Annotated in this window: 16 protein-coding genes and 1 riboswitch; of the genes, 5 read left to right on the forward strand and 11 right to left on the reverse strand. The window is 43.6% G+C overall.

Annotation, left to right across the window (positions count from 1 at the left end; translation table 11 throughout):
* Positions 1 to 18: 18 nt before the first annotated feature.
* Complete coding sequence (locus AC1ECB_RS16170) at positions 19 to 672, forward strand: pentapeptide repeat-containing protein (protein ID WP_485664737.1); 654 nt, start codon at positions 19 to 21, stop codon at positions 670 to 672.
* Positions 673 to 685: 13 nt separating this feature from the next.
* Here the strand turns inward: AC1ECB_RS16170 and AC1ECB_RS16175 are convergent, their stop codons facing one another.
* Positions 686 to 1,096, reverse strand: a complete 411-nt coding sequence (locus AC1ECB_RS16175; RefSeq protein ID WP_485664738.1) for a molybdenum cofactor biosynthesis protein MoaE — start codon at positions 1,094 to 1,096, stop codon at positions 686 to 688.
* Between the two features lie 208 nt (positions 1,097 to 1,304).
* Between AC1ECB_RS16175 and AC1ECB_RS16180 the strand changes: the two genes are divergently transcribed.
* The gene (locus AC1ECB_RS16180; protein WP_021169076.1) at positions 1,305 to 1,454 is read left to right on the forward strand and encodes a small acid-soluble spore protein P; all 150 of its coding nucleotides are present in this window, start codon (positions 1,305 to 1,307) and stop codon (positions 1,452 to 1,454) included.
* 94 nt (positions 1,455 to 1,548) lie between these two features.
* On the opposite strand, the gene AC1ECB_RS16185 is transcribed toward AC1ECB_RS16180, so the two are convergent.
* From AC1ECB_RS16185 to AC1ECB_RS16225, 9 genes are all read right to left on the reverse strand, one after another.
* Positions 1,549 to 2,664, reverse strand: a complete 1,116-nt coding sequence (locus tag AC1ECB_RS16185; protein WP_485664739.1) for a M20 metallopeptidase family protein — start codon at positions 2,662 to 2,664, stop codon at positions 1,549 to 1,551.
* 316 nt (positions 2,665 to 2,980) lie between these two features.
* A complete protein-coding gene (locus tag AC1ECB_RS16190) occupies positions 2,981 to 3,292 on the reverse strand; it encodes an AI-2E family transporter (RefSeq protein ID WP_485664740.1) in 312 nt (103 codons plus the stop codon).
* A gap of 47 nt (positions 3,293 to 3,339) precedes the next feature.
* Positions 3,340 to 4,515 carry a CdaR family transcriptional regulator gene (locus AC1ECB_RS16195; protein WP_485664741.1) on the reverse strand — a complete coding sequence of 392 codons (1,176 nt, stop codon included), beginning with the start codon at positions 4,513 to 4,515 and terminating at the stop codon, positions 3,340 to 3,342.
* A 118-nt stretch (positions 4,516 to 4,633) separates the two neighbouring features.
* Positions 4,634 to 5,494: a methyl-accepting chemotaxis protein gene (locus AC1ECB_RS16200; protein WP_485664742.1), complete on the reverse strand. Its 861-nt coding sequence runs from the start codon at positions 5,492 to 5,494 to the stop codon at positions 4,634 to 4,636.
* A gap of 110 nt (positions 5,495 to 5,604) precedes the next feature.
* The gene (locus tag AC1ECB_RS16205) at positions 5,605 to 7,005 is read right to left on the reverse strand and encodes a GntP family permease (protein ID WP_485664743.1); all 1,401 of its coding nucleotides are present in this window, start codon (positions 7,003 to 7,005) and stop codon (positions 5,605 to 5,607) included.
* 177 nt (positions 7,006 to 7,182) lie between these two features.
* Positions 7,183 to 8,343 (reverse strand): UxaA family hydrolase, encoded by a 1,161-nt coding sequence (locus AC1ECB_RS16210; RefSeq protein ID WP_485664744.1) that lies wholly within the window; start codon positions 8,341 to 8,343, stop codon positions 7,183 to 7,185.
* A 2-nt stretch (positions 8,344 to 8,345) separates the two neighbouring features.
* Positions 8,346 to 8,645, reverse strand: a complete 300-nt coding sequence (locus tag AC1ECB_RS16215) for a UxaA family hydrolase (protein WP_485664745.1) — start codon at positions 8,643 to 8,645, stop codon at positions 8,346 to 8,348.
* A gap of 45 nt (positions 8,646 to 8,690) precedes the next feature.
* Positions 8,691 to 9,968, reverse strand: a complete 1,278-nt coding sequence (gene larA / locus AC1ECB_RS16220; RefSeq protein ID WP_485664746.1) for a nickel-dependent lactate racemase — start codon at positions 9,966 to 9,968, stop codon at positions 8,691 to 8,693.
* A 597-nt stretch (positions 9,969 to 10,565) separates the two neighbouring features.
* On the reverse strand, positions 10,566 to 11,333 hold the full coding sequence (locus AC1ECB_RS16225; protein WP_485664747.1) for a DUF4931 domain-containing protein: 768 nt from the start codon (positions 11,331 to 11,333) through the stop codon (positions 10,566 to 10,568).
* Between the two features lie 247 nt (positions 11,334 to 11,580).
* Positions 11,581 to 11,763, forward strand: a riboswitch (cobalamin riboswitch).
* A 197-nt stretch (positions 11,764 to 11,960) separates the two neighbouring features.
* Here AC1ECB_RS16225 and AC1ECB_RS16230 point away from each other — a divergent pair.
* From AC1ECB_RS16230 to AC1ECB_RS16240, 3 genes are read left to right on the forward strand one after another with little or no spacing between them, the layout of a single operon-like run.
* Positions 11,961 to 12,968 carry a methyltransferase family protein gene (locus AC1ECB_RS16230; protein WP_485664748.1) on the forward strand — a complete coding sequence of 336 codons (1,008 nt, stop codon included), beginning with the start codon at positions 11,961 to 11,963 and terminating at the stop codon, positions 12,966 to 12,968.
* A 46-nt stretch (positions 12,969 to 13,014) separates the two neighbouring features.
* Positions 13,015 to 14,958, forward strand: coding sequence for a TonB-dependent receptor plug domain-containing protein (locus AC1ECB_RS16235; protein ID WP_485664749.1), 1,944 nt, complete (start codon positions 13,015 to 13,017; stop codon positions 14,956 to 14,958).
* The gene (locus tag AC1ECB_RS16240) at positions 14,955 to 15,500 is read left to right on the forward strand and encodes a hypothetical protein (RefSeq protein ID WP_485664750.1); all 546 of its coding nucleotides are present in this window, start codon (positions 14,955 to 14,957) and stop codon (positions 15,498 to 15,500) included. The genes AC1ECB_RS16235 and AC1ECB_RS16240 overlap by 4 nt, the downstream gene beginning before the upstream one ends.
* A 79-nt stretch (positions 15,501 to 15,579) precedes the next feature.
* Here the strand turns inward: AC1ECB_RS16240 and AC1ECB_RS16245 are convergent, their stop codons facing one another.
* A complete protein-coding gene (locus AC1ECB_RS16245) occupies positions 15,580 to 15,993 on the reverse strand; it encodes a MarR family winged helix-turn-helix transcriptional regulator (RefSeq protein WP_485664751.1) in 414 nt (137 codons plus the stop codon).
* Positions 15,994 to 16,085: the final 92 nt, after the last annotated feature.

Genomic DNA, 16,085 nt, shown 5'->3' on the forward strand with positions numbered 1-16,085 from the left:
GTACCAGGAGGAATATACATGGTCAAAACATTTACCAAAACCAAATTAAAAGCGCCAAATCTCCCCCAGGAACTACCATTGGTACATATAAATAATTTTCACGACGAAGACTGTATAAAACTCAGTCTCATACAAGACTGTACATTTGAAGCTCAAAATGCCACAAACATTGTTGTTAGCCAGGTTTTATTCAAAAACATTGTATTTAACTGCATTTGTTGGCCTTTTGCTAAAATTACTGATACCAGCTTTGAAAACTGTGATCTCTCCAATGTGGACTTCAGTCAATGTTATATGGATCGTGTCCGGTTAACCAATTGCAAGTTGATTGGTATCGACATGACCGAAGCATCTTTAAAAAATGCTGTCTTTGAGGACTGTAATGCCGCTTATTCCTTGCTGCGTTACACCAATTGTAAGAAAGTTACCTTTCACAACTCATCTTTTGTTGAGGCCGACCTTTATTCTGCCACACTTACTGACGTAAGCTTTACGCATTGTAATCTTGATAAAGTTCAATTTTCTGGCACTAAGCTTGCTGGAATCGATCTTAGCACATGTGAATTTTACCAGCTAGGCCTAACCCCTGATAACCTTCGCGGTTGTATAATCGCTCCCGAACAAGCAATAGCTCTTGCCAATATATTTGGGGTGGTTATTAAAGAGTATTAGCCATTAATTGAGTTTACTGCTTTTGTTCGATTTCCGTAACGCATTCGTTTTTGATCTTGCCAACCAGGAATTGTAAGGCGTCAATGACATGCGGCCTGATGTCGCCGCCAATCAGTACATACATTATATCATCGCCTAGGGTAAGCTGGCCCTCATTCAGCCAAACCTTAATATAGAAGATACCCTCCATTTTATATGTTTCGGCAATCGCTGCATCAACTTTCGCGGCATCATACGCAAACTCCATTCCCTTTACCAGCGAGCCATCATCAAGCCCTTGGCGAACCTGGGCTTTAGGTGTCTGGCGAACAACACCATTATGAACTAAAAACATACCTTCCTGTAAGGCCGCTGGATCAGCTTTGGCCTCTTTGAGCCACTCATCAATGGATGGTGATACTTTTTTCACTTTCTCATTTGTCATAATATAAACACGCTCCTCATCTGTTAGTATACATATTGGGGAATAATATATTGAAATAGGACAAAGCAACTACTTCCACGTAAATATATGAAATCCTTTATAATTTCATATATTTAAAAAAGTACCAATTAACCTCAAATCTTCCACGGATAAAACCAAGTAAGGCGCCGTACGATATGTAATAAGGAAACGATAAGGAGGCGAAAACATGACTAAGCCCGAAACTTACCCTGTAGATCCGCCAAATGCACCTAGGCGTACAAAGAATAGTGACAACAATATACCTGAACCACTTTCAGGATCTAAGAAAGTAAAAAATCAAAATCACACTGGCGAGCGCCACGGCGAAGGGTCCTAAATTTTTACTACTGCACAATGGCAATATCATAAATTTCCTGAAACTTCATGCCCTGGACAACGTAGATAAGGTACGGCAACAGCCTGTACCTTTTTTACAGTTCTGCAAGTCCCTTGAACAGTTCAACCGCGGTTTCAATGATTTCATCCGGAAAATCGTATTCACAGCTATGTAAGGGAGGATAATTCTCGCCTGTACCGATAAAGCAAATCGCGCCTTTGGTCTGCTTGAGATAGTGGCCAAAATCCTCGGATGCACGAAAAGCTTCCTTCATTTCAATGAGTCGAAAACCCTTGTTTTTGCAAACTTGCCTAATTTTGTCAGAACATACTTTATGGTTTGCAGTTTCTGGGAAAACGTCATTATAAGAGAAACTTACCTTTAGATTGTATTTTTCAGCTTGAGTCAGAGCAAGGTTTTCAAGGTTTTCCTGAAGTTTATCCAATTCTATTTCATATAACGCACGGATTGTTAAAAGTAGATCCCCCTTACTTGCAGCTACGCCGAAGGCTCTTTCACCTATATCTACCTGAATAACGGTACACAGAACCATCCCCTTATTATTCTCCGACGAGATTAAGCCCGGTATAGCATCAATGATCTTAGCAATAGCAAAAGCAGGATTTGCTCCTTTCTCAGGTTCGCTGGCGTGAGCCGGTGATCCTTCCATGTGAATAATCATCCCCTTGGATGCGCAAAAGCTGGTGCCGTCGATTATATTGATAGAATTTAACACCATACCACTACGATTATGGTACGCAAAAATTTCTTTGATATTATGTTTCTTAATAAAAATGGCACATTGGATAGCACCTTCTCCCGTTTCCTCAGCATGCTGAAAAAGGAAAAAAATATTTTTGTCAGCACCCTTCTGATCAATTTCCAATGCTAGCCCAGCAAGCGAAGCAGCATGACCATCATGACCACATTTATGAGCTACCCCGGGAAACTGTGAAGCATATGGAACGTCGATGGTTTCCGGCACCGGAATGGCGTCAAAATCCGCACGAAACGCAATATTCTCTTTTTCCTTGCCTACATAATAAATTGCGTAAAACCAATGACCGTTGTCTACAATTTCCAGTTTAGTATTTGTTCTGAGGAAAGAGATTAAATACTGTTTTGTCCAAAATTCCTGATTCGAAAGTTCTGGATGCTGGTGCAAATCATGGCGCAACTGTATGCTTAACTCCAAATTTTTCTTTTCCAATACTCCCAGCTCCTTTTATTTTAAAATTAAATCTCCATATTGTTATTTACCCCGTGTCAATAAGATATTATTTTTATTTTACAGCCTAATTCTTTAAATTCAACCCACATACTTGAATCTCTCTTACTAAAAGAAAAAAAACTGACCAATCAGAGGCATTCTTCATACTGTAATTTTCCTCCTCTCATACTAAAAGTAGCAGCCACTATTTCACGGCTGCTACTTCGTTTTGCCAAGACTTAATGAAACAGTTATTGTCGGTCCGCAACCGTAAGCCTCACCACTTATTGAACAGTGGGACACAAATAGACGTTCGTTACCATACCACAAGTACAGGATAAAGCAGATTATGATTAACTTTGAGAAGAATAATATGAAAAATTAATGATTCAGCAGCAAGCGCTGGTGAATCAGAGTATGCTAAAAGAGAAGCCAGAATCGCAGCAACGGTAAGACCAACAACCGGTGCAAGCTCAGCAACTCCTGATATTGCCACGAAAACCAACATATAAGGTAGACCCATAATCCAGAAATACGCACATACTGCAATTCCGGATATGAAAGATACAACCATCTGGCCCTGGATATAACGACCGAGTACAATTTTTATCTCATTCAAGATTCCCAAAACTCTTAACGATTCGTTACTATCTAAGTATCGGGTGAAATAAGTAATTAACCGTTGTGCTTACTCATACACAATATAATTTCACATAAAACTGCGTGTTTGAAATAGTGACACGGCTCCAGGCCCACAATTTCTTTTAGTTTATCAAGTCGGAACTTTAGTGTGTTCCTATGAATATATAGTTTACTGGCTGTAACTGAGATATTTAAGTTATTTGCGAGAAGACACTGAAGAGTTTGCTGCATGTCATACCTTGCCCCGATGGTATCAAACCTGGATTTAAGTTCTTTAAGTGCGAGACAATCATAGTTTGCACACTGCTGCTCAAACAAATAGCTTGCCAATATATTGTACTCATCAATTGAACGAATTATATTTGGACTAGGATGATGCAGAGCAAACACCGCTTCACAGTAAGATTGACAAATCTGTGTCGGCTTCACAGCCCGGCTCCCGATCCCCACTTGCACGTTTAATCCGGGGTAGATTAACTGCAAGCGTTTGACTATGCTAGATGTTAAACTTTTTACTTTTCTTGCACTGCCGGCGTCCTGTACAGATTTTAAAATACACAAATTCTTTTTATAAAAAAGACTTAGATCATCAATATGAAAAAAAGCGGCTTCGTGAATGACATTCAAGACACTTTCACGCATCCGGTCCGAAAATAGATTTTGAAGACTATAGGTAGCAAAGTCGTTAATCTTCGGTTCCAATTTAAGCAATATCACAACTCGCGGCAAATCAAGCCGATATTGAACCATATCCGCCATGGTAGATAAATCGTCTGTTGTTGTACCCATACCTTTTGCAACCAGCAAGTGTACCAGTTGTTCCTTCATCCAATTTTCTAACCGGTAGTCGGCAAGAAACATCTCACGTTCCAGAAATAACTCAGTCACAGTCTTGACCAAATTAGCTGTATTACGCACTTCAGTCGGCTCGCCTGTCACACCGACTACACCGACAATCTTTTCTTTTAGGTTAATCGGCCACATGACTCCCGGCAAAGCACCGTAAAAATTATGCACATCATCAGCATGAATCTCCACAACGGTTTTGCCGTCCACAGCCAACTTGCCGCCTTGATGAAATGTATTAATCCGGTTGTATTGCCCGGAAGCAATAATTACGCCACTACAGTCCATAATATTGACATTATACTGAACAATACTCATAAGGTGATCAACGATTTTTTGTGCAAACTCTTTTGAGATAATCAACTTAGACTGTCAACTCCCCCTACAAATACAATGTTTCGATAAACGCCAACCTTATATGACATCCAATGCATTTTCTTCTTATAACACTTTTGTTAAATTTTCTCAATTAATTTTGTGCTTAGCTATCTTGCTGCACCAGCTCTGTTACTTCGCTCTCGATTTCCATAATCTTTTCCCCGACAGTTTGCAGCGCGACGGCTTGCTGCTCTGTAGTAACTGCATTTTTTTCGATGCCGTTCACAATACCATTAATTGAAGATTTTGTATCATGCAATACCTTATTGATGTTTTGCAGCGAACTGGCCGAATTAGCCGAAAGTTTGCGTACCTCCTCGGCTACAATACTGAAGCCACGTCCGTACTCCCCCGCCCGGGCAGCTTCAATAGCAGCATTCAACCCCAGCAAATTGGTCTGTTTCACAATAGAGCCGACCAAATCCAGTACTCGATTTATATCGTTAATATAGTCTTCGATTTGTTTTGCAGTAGCTTCCATATTGCGACTGGTAGTGGCGATTTCTTCCGCCCCGGCTGCAACCTCCTGAATATTTGAAGAGGCACCCTGAATTTTATCAGCCACTTTATTCAGCATTAGTTGTTTTGCCTTTTGTACTTTTTCTTTTCTAAGCTGCTCAACAACAATATAGGACGCCATTTTTTGCAATGGTTTAACCTGATCAGGCTCGCCGGTAATACCCATACAACCAATTCTCTCTCCATCCATATCAATCGCACCCATATATCCTGCCAAAACGCCTTCCATCGTGGCTGCTTGCTCTGAAGTAAGGGATACATATTCTTCTTCCCCGGAAACTACTCTCCGCCCGCCCTCATGAATTGTACCCAGCCGGTGCGGTTGCATTGTCGCAATGATTTCGCCTCCTTCGCCCATTACATTAACGTTATGGCCTGTAGCCTCGTGTATAATCCGTACAATATTCTCGGCGACCTCTTTCGATATTCGGTGTCTCCATTCCATAATACCATCTCCCTCAATACTAAGTTTGTTTATATTGGTTTATAACATAAAGCATCATCTCTAAAACGAGATGATGCTTTATGTTATTTTTATTATTTAGTACTTCCTATTCACAGAAAGGCATTAACAACTATGAGAATAATAGAAGCACATACCGGTATAATCGCACTACCGACCGACCATGATTTGAGGCTTGTCTTAACATCCATGCCGCTAAACCGGGTAACAACCCAAAAATAACTGTCATTTGGATAGGAAATAAACATAGATGTGCTGCATAGGCATAACGCCGCAATAACTGGTTCCAAACCAAGCGTGGACAACATCGGAGCCAGAATAGACCCCCCAGTAATCATGGCAACAGTGCCGGAACCTTGCGGAATCCGCAAAAGAGCACCCAGCAGCAACGGTACCAATATAACAGGAATGCTCAAATCAACAATCCCTTTGGCGATAATATCACCAATATTTGTCACTCGAATTACATTTCCCAGTGCACCGCCCGCACCTGTTACAAGAATAATAAGTCCTGCGTCAGCGAGCGATTTTTCCATTATCTTCTGGGCTTCATCTCTTGTGAGAGTGGCGCACAAACCGTATACGGACAATAAAACCGCAATAAATACTGCAACAATGGGGTTACCCAATATTCCAATAATACTGCCGGCAGTGCCACCAATCTTTAAGGCGCTGGAAATGGTATTGGCCAATATTAACAGAACAGGTATCACAATGGGAGCAAATGATAGCATCATTCCAGGAAGTTGTTCACTTGATGCTATCTCCTTAAAATCTTTCCCAGTCAGTTCCTCCATGGATTTATGTTTGGCAATTATATTTTCAAGAGTCTGTTTTTGCTCACCACTAATACTGAGGTCTTCCAAACTTTTTTCCGGAATTAATACCGGGAATTGTTTTTCAACATACCGGAAGTACGCAATAGAGATTAGAAATAGTGGAATTGACAATAAAATGCCACACAAAATCATAATGCCAAGATCTACTTTGAAGAAACCAGCTACAGCCAAAGGTCCGGGGGTCGGCGGCACCAAAAAGTGAGTAATATATAATCCCATGCCGAGCATTCCGCCTAATCCCACCATAGATCTTTTGGTTATGCGTGAAAACTCCTTGGCAAGCTCAGAAAGAATAACAAAACCCGAGTCACAGAATACAGGTATACCGACAAGTAACCCTGACAGGCCAAGCGCCACATCCGCATTTTTTACTCCAACCATCCTTAGGATAGTGAGCGCCATTTTTTTGGCTGCACCACTTTTTTCAAGGAATTTCCCCATAATGCAGCCAAAACCAATTACAATACCAATACTGCCTAAAGTTCCGCCAAAGCCACCTGATACAGCCTTCATTGTGTCGGCGGTCGACAGCCCGGCCATCAGCCCAACTAGAATTGAAGTAAAAATTAGTGCCGGAAAAGCCTGAATCTTGGTCTTGATAATCAGCCAAAGTAGCACGACGATTCCAACGACTAGCGCGATAATACTACCCATGATCATTCCTCCAGTTTCATTATATGGTGAATTCTTACGGATACAATTGCCGGTCTGATATTTGCAAACCAGCCTCAGCAATAGTACCCCTAAGTCCAATACTGCATATAAAGAGCATATCCTGGAGTATATAAAACTTTGTTATTATCCCTTCTTTGTCATCACCTCCCACTCAGATCAAATAACCGGCCCCCACATAAAGATATCCATTGAATTGGTATAACCGGATATTTCTGCTTTGGTCATGCCACCGGATGCGACACATACCAATTCCTCCAGAACACGCCGTCCGGCATCGGGAATGGTGTCTCCCCCGTCGATCACCGCGCTTAGATTCATGTCAATATGGTCGCTCATTTTCTCAGCCGCAGTACGGCTGCCGGTAATTTTCAGTACAGGCACAAAGGGGAATCCCTGCGGTGCCCCCCGTCCGGTAGCAAACGCAATTACATTGCAGCCAGCAGCTGCCAAACCAGTAAGAATTTCTGGCTCCCGTCCCGGCGAGTCCATAACAACCAGCCCTCTGACCTGCGGTCGTACACCATACTCATATACTGCCTGAATAGGCGCCGACCCGGCCTTGGCAATAGCACCCAGAGACTTTTCTTCAATAGTGGTAAGGCCTCCTTTAATATTGCCACCAGTAGGCTGCCCACCCCGAATGTCTTCGCCTACTGCCATAGCCCGTTTCTCCATGCGGGAAACTAGATTCAAAATACTTTGCGCCACTTGCTCGTTAGCGGCATGTCTGGCCAAAATATGTTCAGCGCCAATGAATTCGGTAACTTCACCTAATACGGATGTTCCACCGGCCTCTACCAATAGATCTGATGCCACCCCAATGGCCGGATTGGGCACCAACCCGGATGTAGTATCCGAACTGCCACACTTCATACCTAAAACCAGCTCGCTGATCGGAAAAACTTCCCGTTGCTGTAACGACGCCTCCCGTACCATATCTTGAGCCAGGAGCACTCCCTCCGCCGTGGTCCGCGCCGCGCCGCCGATTTCCTGGACAATTAGATGCTCCACGCGTTTGCCGCTGGCCTTGATGCCTTCAATAACTGCTGATAGGTCGGTACTTTCACACCCTAGGCTGACAATGATTACGGATTGCAGATTAGGATTACTCCCCAGCCCGATTAGAGTATGATTGACACGCCCGATATCCAGGGGGGTCTGGCAGCAACCCTGATGGTGCGTAAAACGAACCGCCCCCTGTACCTTACTGGCAATAGCCTCTACTACCTCGTTAACGCATACTACTGCTGATAAAATGCCGACATAATTTCGTGTCCCTACCGAACCGTTAGCGCGACGATAACCCATGAAATTCATAATTAAGCCTCCCCCTGCAAATCACCACGGCCTCGCAAACTTTCAATATTTTGAGTATGGGCATGATGCCCTTCACGAATTTCCTGCGTAGCCCGTCCAATAACTTCTCCGTATTTCATTATATCTTGTCCCTTAGGGATAGAATGAACGGCAAATTTATGACCGTAAGGAATGTCCTCACCGATAAGGATCTGTCGAATGTCATGTCCCAAACGGACATCTGCCTTTTGCCCTGCCTTTAGTATTTGAACTGCTGTTGCAACATTATCTGCCGAATTCAACATGATTGCGTCAATGGCCAAGATCTCGCCCCCTAAATTTTTTGATCTGTTAAATGTAATTTTTTTTTACAATATGACTGCTACACCGTCAGGAATGACCGTAACTTTGGACTGCGGACCGGCAATCAATCCAGCAGTCTTCAAAGCTTCCTCTAAGGTATAAGCAGTCTTCATACCTATAGTTTTGGCTATCTGATGATCACACTGATCAGTTACTAAAATAACGGTATGCTTTAACAGGACACGCGCGATAATTTGAGCTGCCCACTGATCAGGAATGGTTGACTCTGGCGGAATTTTCATGATTTTATCCATGATCTCCCTGGCCCCTCCCGGCGCATCCTGAAACCATTTAAAAAAGGTATCTCCGCCATGCCCGTCGTTACAAGCGGCGCAAATAATAATAACACCGTCTGGTTTACAAGTAGCCTCCGCAGAAGACAAGCCTTTCACAAGTTGATAAATATTTTGATCCAGTGGATACCCACCATTCGAAGTAATAACAATATTGGCCGGTTTTGCTTCTGCTTTGGCCAGCCCGCTGACAAATTTACAACCGGCTATGTGGGCTTGCTCCCTGTCACCGGCAAAAGCTTTAATGATCCGCTTGTCAGCATCGATGACCACATTTAGGATAAATGCCAATTTGGCCTGCTGAGCGGCATACAGCATATCAGTATGAATCGGGTTGCCATCAAGTATTCCCACTCGTGCTTTTTCATGAGCAATAAATTTGGCACAGTGGTTAGACATAACGGTTACACCGCTGACGATACCTGGCAAGACACTTTTTCGTCCACCGGAAAAACCTGCAAACAAATGTGGTTCAATAAACCCTTCCGAAACCAATAAGTCTGCCTCCATTGCCAGTTTGTTAATCACCAACGCACCGCCGGAAGGCAGTTTACCCACATCGACCAAAGCATCCTGATCCCAGCAATTGTGAATTACGATCTTCTCGTTTCTCATTATTTCTTCGCCGAATTTGTGCAAAAGTTCTTCCTGCGTGCTAGCGCGATGAAATCCGGTAGCAACCAGAAATGTGATATCTGCATCCGGATTGCCGTTTCTAATTTCCGCAAGCATTTGCGGTGCCATAATTTTCGTTGGAACTGGCCGGGTATGGTCACTCGCAATAATAACAACTTTACGACATCCCTTAGCTAAATCACGCAGACGTTTCGAGCCGATAGGATTTTCAAGCGCCTGCTTTACAAGGTCGGCTTCTGTAGCTTCCGGTCTATAGTGATGAGCGCGCGATTCCAAAACCGCTTCAAGTTGCTCTTCTGCTACATAAGCTTCCAAAATTTTTTTACCATAAGGAATCTTAATTGTAGTCATCATTTGCTCCTTTTGATGTAATGTCGTACCAATTATTGCGCTTTCTGCAGAAAATCGCTGTAATTTAGATTAATAGCTATTTAAACAACTATTAATATTATAAAATTTCAATTTATTCAGTCGAAAACCTCTGTTCCCTATTGACAATAATTATCTGCAACGATAGGATTTTTCTGTTCACTTTGCACATATTTATGACATTCTAGTAACTGTCTCACGTATATGTAGAGTCAGGTGACGGTTCTTTGACTCATTATATTATTCTCCCTAAATTAGACAAATCCTTTGTCTAAATTCCATATTTTCTATTTTATGTAATATTAATATGGTGAAACTATCCGAAACCTTTCAAAAAACACAGCAAAAAAACCCGCAAAGTTCGCGGGTTTAATTCCTTTCCAGATTCGATTGGTAGAGGCGATCCGCAACCTTGCAAATTCACCTTTTTTGAGATAAAAAATGGTCTCTTTATCCTATGGCAAATAAACCAATATAGCTACTGAATAAAATGCCTGATTATTAATAATCACCTTAAGATATTATTCTCAGTTGAAATTATTCCCACATAATTACGAAACTACAAATATCATTCATCCGAAATTATAATCCGTATATTCGCTTGAGGTCAGCGGCAACGTCAGGAATGCGGGTGGACAGCTGGGGTATGGCGTAGCCGACGTAGATGGGCGAGGTAACGAACCGGGGCATGACTTTGGCGGTTATCTGGCCGCCTATATGATAAAAAAAGATGTTGTAGCTGTTGCATTGGCGGTTGAAGTGGTGGAGGAAGTAGTGGGCACAGATCTGCAGGTAGTCGGCCAGGCGGTCGAGGTACCCGAGGTCGGCAAGCTTAATGTTGAGTTCAATGAAACCGACCAGCGGCTTGTCGGCGATGGTGAGTTCAACGCCGCCGTCGCGGCTGATGACGATGCCTTCGAGGCTGGCCGGGGGGATGTTGGCGGTGTAGTCGAGGTGGCGGAGACCGATGATCTGCATATGGGGGTGGCGAATGGAGCCGCCCGAGCTGGGGCCGTGGTTTTTGAAGAACAGGACCGTGGCAAATTCGCCGCCGGCGATCATGTCCAGCCATTTCTCAATGCCAAAGCGGATGACCCGGTGGAGATGGTCCTTTGGATAGAGCGACAGTTCGGATGCGCAGTCATCGGTTTCGATGAGGACGGTCTGGAAGGTGTCCCGGAGCACCGGATATTTGTTGACAATTAGGAGTATCGGCCCGTCTTCGGCGATGATGCCCTCAAGTTTGTCGCGACAACAGAAGGGGCATTTATGGCCGTTATCGACAACGGTCACCGGTTTGGTGCCGCCAATCTTGGTGTCAAAAACAAGATGAATCTGCCTTGAGGTCATGGCTAAGTCTCCTTATGGCCCAGAGTGTGTTGCTCTTCATATTATACCACACCGGGCAAATTTCCGAGACGTTCACGCCTGAATTATCGGCGAAGATCCGCCAAGAATTCAGCTATCACTTAAAGAAAAAAAAACCATGCCCACCTGTAACTAATAAGATCTGTCCACCTGGATGGATATGCCAATTATTTGTTTAATTGTAACCCTGGTTGACAATCCTGTGTGCTACTGTTAAAATAATAATAAATTGCATAAAGCAAGGATAGGTGCCTACACAGGCATAATAGAGAAGACCGGTGCAATACCGGCGCGGTCACGCCACTGTAATGGGGAGCGAACTCAAAAATATACCACTGGAATGAATGTTCTGGGAAGGTTTGAGTAAGCAAAGAGCCAAAGCCAGGAGAACTGCCTATCTGATAATCACCGTTTTGACCTACGAGCGATAGGAAGGGGATTGACATGTGTTTTTGTTATATTCCCGGCTTGCAACCCAAGTCGGCTTTTCTTTATCCACGCATGCCAAGTTGTCGGTCAGCTTAACGGGCCGGCAACTTTTTTTTGCTCTTTTTGGATACCTGGCATACAAAAAACATCAGGCTAATTATTTTAAAGGAGGCATAAACAATGGATTTTCCCGAGTACAGCCCCACGATCTTTTACCGTTTGATTCAGCAACACAAAGAAGCGCAGTTACTGTTTGCGGCAATTCGCCTGGGGGTATGTTCCTATCTCCAAAAGCCATCATCTGCCAGTGAAATTGCACAACACACCCAGTGTGACCCACAAAACATGGACTTTTTTTTGACGGCATTAAGCTCAATCGGCCTGTTAAAAAAGGAACACAATCTTTTCAGAAACTCGCCGGAAGCGCAATTATATCTTGATAAAAACAGTTCTTTATACCTAGGCGAATATTTTCTCTTTTGGGAAAAAAAAACCAGCTTGGAACAAGTCGAGGAATTGGTGCGTCACGGTGCTGCTGCACCCTGTCAACAGGATCAAGGACATGCCTTTTATAATTTCCGGGAATTAGCCCGCCTATCGGCAACAGAAATTCTTACCGGAAGGGTCCAGTCATTTCTTAAATCCGCACAGAATATTTTTCCCAAATCAACACCCCTTCACCTTCTTGATTTGGGTGGCGGATCGGGGCGGATGGCGCTAGAGTTCGGCAAAGAACATCCCCAGGCAACCGGAGTTATCTTTGAACATCCGTCCGTAGCCGATATTCCGGCCGGGCACATAGCAGAAGAACACTTAGAAGATCGCTTCTCTATCATCCAAGGAGATTTTACCTGCGACGACATCGGTTGCGGCTATCATCTGCTGATTGTTTCCGGCGTTCTTGATTTTGGCGGCGACGCTCTGGATGAATTGGTTACAAAAATTTCCGCGGCAGCGCTTTCCGGTGCGTACTTATACCTTGTCAGCCACGACGTAAGTGATGATTACACAGCTCCTAAGGAGTCCATTGTCGGTTGGCTGTCTAGTCACCTTGCCGGTCTGCGTATTTTAATGCCCAAAAGCCGCATCAAAGCGGCTTTAACTGCTGCAGGTTTTCAACCATTGAGCATAAACGAGCAAAACGGTGTAATATCAGGACTACAGGGCGAATGGTATCGGCGCGACTGACCAAGGTTTGATAACATGTACAAAAAAAGAAAAAGGAGAAAACGCAATGAGAAAAAAGCTGATAATATTCCTTGCACCAATGATCGCCTTAATGCCTTCCAGTCAGGCGGCATGCACCGAGTTGGAATCCTTCCCCTTACCTGAAGTCATTGTAACCGCGACTAAAACACCACTAGACACAAAAGCTGTCCCGAATGCAGTTGACATCATTACCGCCGCAGAAATTCAGTCGCGAAACGCCCATACCTTAAGAGAAATCATTGATTCTTTGCCGGGCGTGGCTATCAATCGCAGTGGCGGTCGCCGCGCTCTGTCCATCCGCGGCTTTGATTCCCGTTACTCAACGATTCTGATTGACGGACAACGTATTCCGGCAGAACCTGATGCGGACTATGAATTGGACCGTCTTTCCCTGGACAATATCGCGAGAATCGAAATCGTACGGGGAAACGCCAGTGCTCTTTATGGCGCGGATGCAATGGGTGGTATTATCAATCTAATTACCAAAAAATCGCAGGAGCCTAAGACCGTGCTGCAATTTAAAAACAGCACCCTGACGAAACATGGAGACAATGAGCACTGCTATTCCTTGAGTTACGACTCTGGCCGGCAAAACAAGATGAGTTTTACTCTTACCGCAGACAACACGAAAAATGATGCCTTTTTCAAAACCAACGGAACTACTTTTTTCCCTTTTGGCACACGCTCCCATGTGGACACTCGGCTGGAATATCAGCCAACATCTCAGGAAACATGGACACTGAGCACGTCTTATTTGCAGGAAGATACGAACGAGTATGGCACTATGTCAGGACTTGGCGGCATTATTGTTAATACGGATATCCATGATGATAATCGTCGCCAAAGGTATTCATTAGACTATCAAAAAAGTCTCCCGGGTAGGGAATTATCAGTGACTGCCTATCACTCCATCTGGGAAAAATACAATAACACAATTAATCGTTTGAGTGGTCAATATACCAATTCAATATATGGGTACAGCACGATTTCCGGCCTGGAAGCACGATTAAGCCGGAGAATCGGCAATTTGCATAAACTTACCGTAGGCGGAGAATATCGTCCGGAACTGTTCCGGGGAACCGGAATTCAAAGTGGGGATGGTAATTTCAGCAAAAGTTTCCACGGGAAAACATACACCGGCTCAGAGGTAAAAACCGATTACTCGGCGCTATATGTGCAAGATGAATGGAATTTGTCGCCCCAATGCTTGATGATTTCGTCCCTGCGATTCGACGACAGCAACCGCTTCGAAAGTAATCTGAGTCCCAAAATCGGTCTTACCTATTCACCGCAGCCTGATTTGCGGTTTAAGTTCAATGCCGGTACCGGCTTTCGCGTTCCTTCGCCCAATCAGTTGTATATGAATTTGAACATTATTCGTAACGGCAGCTTGGTCAGTCTTCTGGGAAATAGCTCATTACAACCGGAAAAATCAACATTTTACGATGTTTCTGTTGAACGTGACTGGGGTCACACTGCCGGAAAAATCACTTTCTTCTACAGCAAGGTTAAAGATATGATTGATGAGGTGTGGAGGGCATCAAATGAAATCCAGTATCAAAACATTGGCCGTGCCAACATTCAGGGAGTAGAAACCAGTATCCGGCAACCATTAAGCGAACGACTAAACTGGTCGCTTAATTATACATATCTGGATGCAACTAATGAAGCAACTCATGAACGGCTGTACAACCGTGCTCGTCATAAAATATCATCACAATTGTCATACCAGGCACCGGGCGCTTGGCAAGCAAACCTCTGGGTCGATGCCTACCAGGGCTATTATTTCCAACCCAATGCTACTACTACCAGCGAACGTACTTATACAATCTGGAATCTGAATTTTGAAAAACAACTTAGCAAGGACCAGAGTCTGATTGTCGGCGCTGCCAATCTATTCAATCACCGTGACGAGGAATTATCGCTTCCGGGTACGATTTTACAAATAGGATATCGAATTAAATTATGAGCAATTCAACAGTTCATCCCGTCTCCAGGCAACGGCGCATGACCAGAATGGCAATTTTGCTGGCATTAATGATCGTTATTCAATCGCTTCGATTTATCCTGCCGTTGCCCAGTCTGATACTATTGTTTTTAATTGGTACCGCATTAAATGCCTGTTTAATATGTACTACCGAACTTATCGGTCTTTCAGCGGCGCTGGGCCTGGCACTGCTCATGCCGCTTGTTGCTTTTTTTCAGCAAGCATTCTTTTCTCCGCTCTTCGTGCTTCCGGCGCTCATCGCCAATATAATATATCTGTTGAGCTATGTGGCGTGCTCGCATTTGCACATAAGTCTGATGAGCGGCGTTCCAGCATTATTGCGAATGCTGACCCTGTATGCCGTCAGTACTCTAACTTTTGCTTTTTTAGGCTTCAATGAAACACAAGCTGCCATGTTACAGTCCATTTTAAGCGTAACCCAACTGGCAACAGGCGTCAGCGGCATCCTTTTATGTCGGGTGCTACTCACCAAGCTTCATACCTCAATGCGCGGGAGCCACTAGTTTCGTTCAAAACGCGCTGATAATTTTCTAAAAGCTGCTATCATGGCGGGTGATACCACCGGGAGTCATCAATCAGCAATTAAAAATGCTGATCGATCATTTTTTGAGCACGAAGTAAGAACCCCGAAATACTTTTCAGGACCTCTTCATCAAGCGTTTCCAAATACGCAAACATATAGTTATCTTTTTGGTCATGAAAAATTTTATGTTGGCGAAACGCCCTCTCCCCCAGATCGGTCAAAAACACTTGAATACGTTTTTGATCGCCGGGATCAACAGTTTTTTTCACAAAGCCCTGTAATTCCAGCTTAACAATACTCTTGGAAATCACAGCACGAGTGACATCAAAATACCGGGCGATTTCCGAAATAAACATTCCCGGATGATCTCCCAGTGCCTTGATCAGATGAATTTCACCGCGATAGAGAACAATACCCTCCCCAAAATCCAGTTTTTTCATCTTGCTGTTGGCAATGGTTTCAATTAACCGCATAAACTGACTCATCACTTCATCTTGTTTATTCATACTTTAATTTTAACGACATAATAGTCACGACGCAACTATAACATGGTTACCTTTATTTT

The sequence above is a fragment of the Sporomusa sp. 246TCP1 genome, assembly GCF_057319775.1.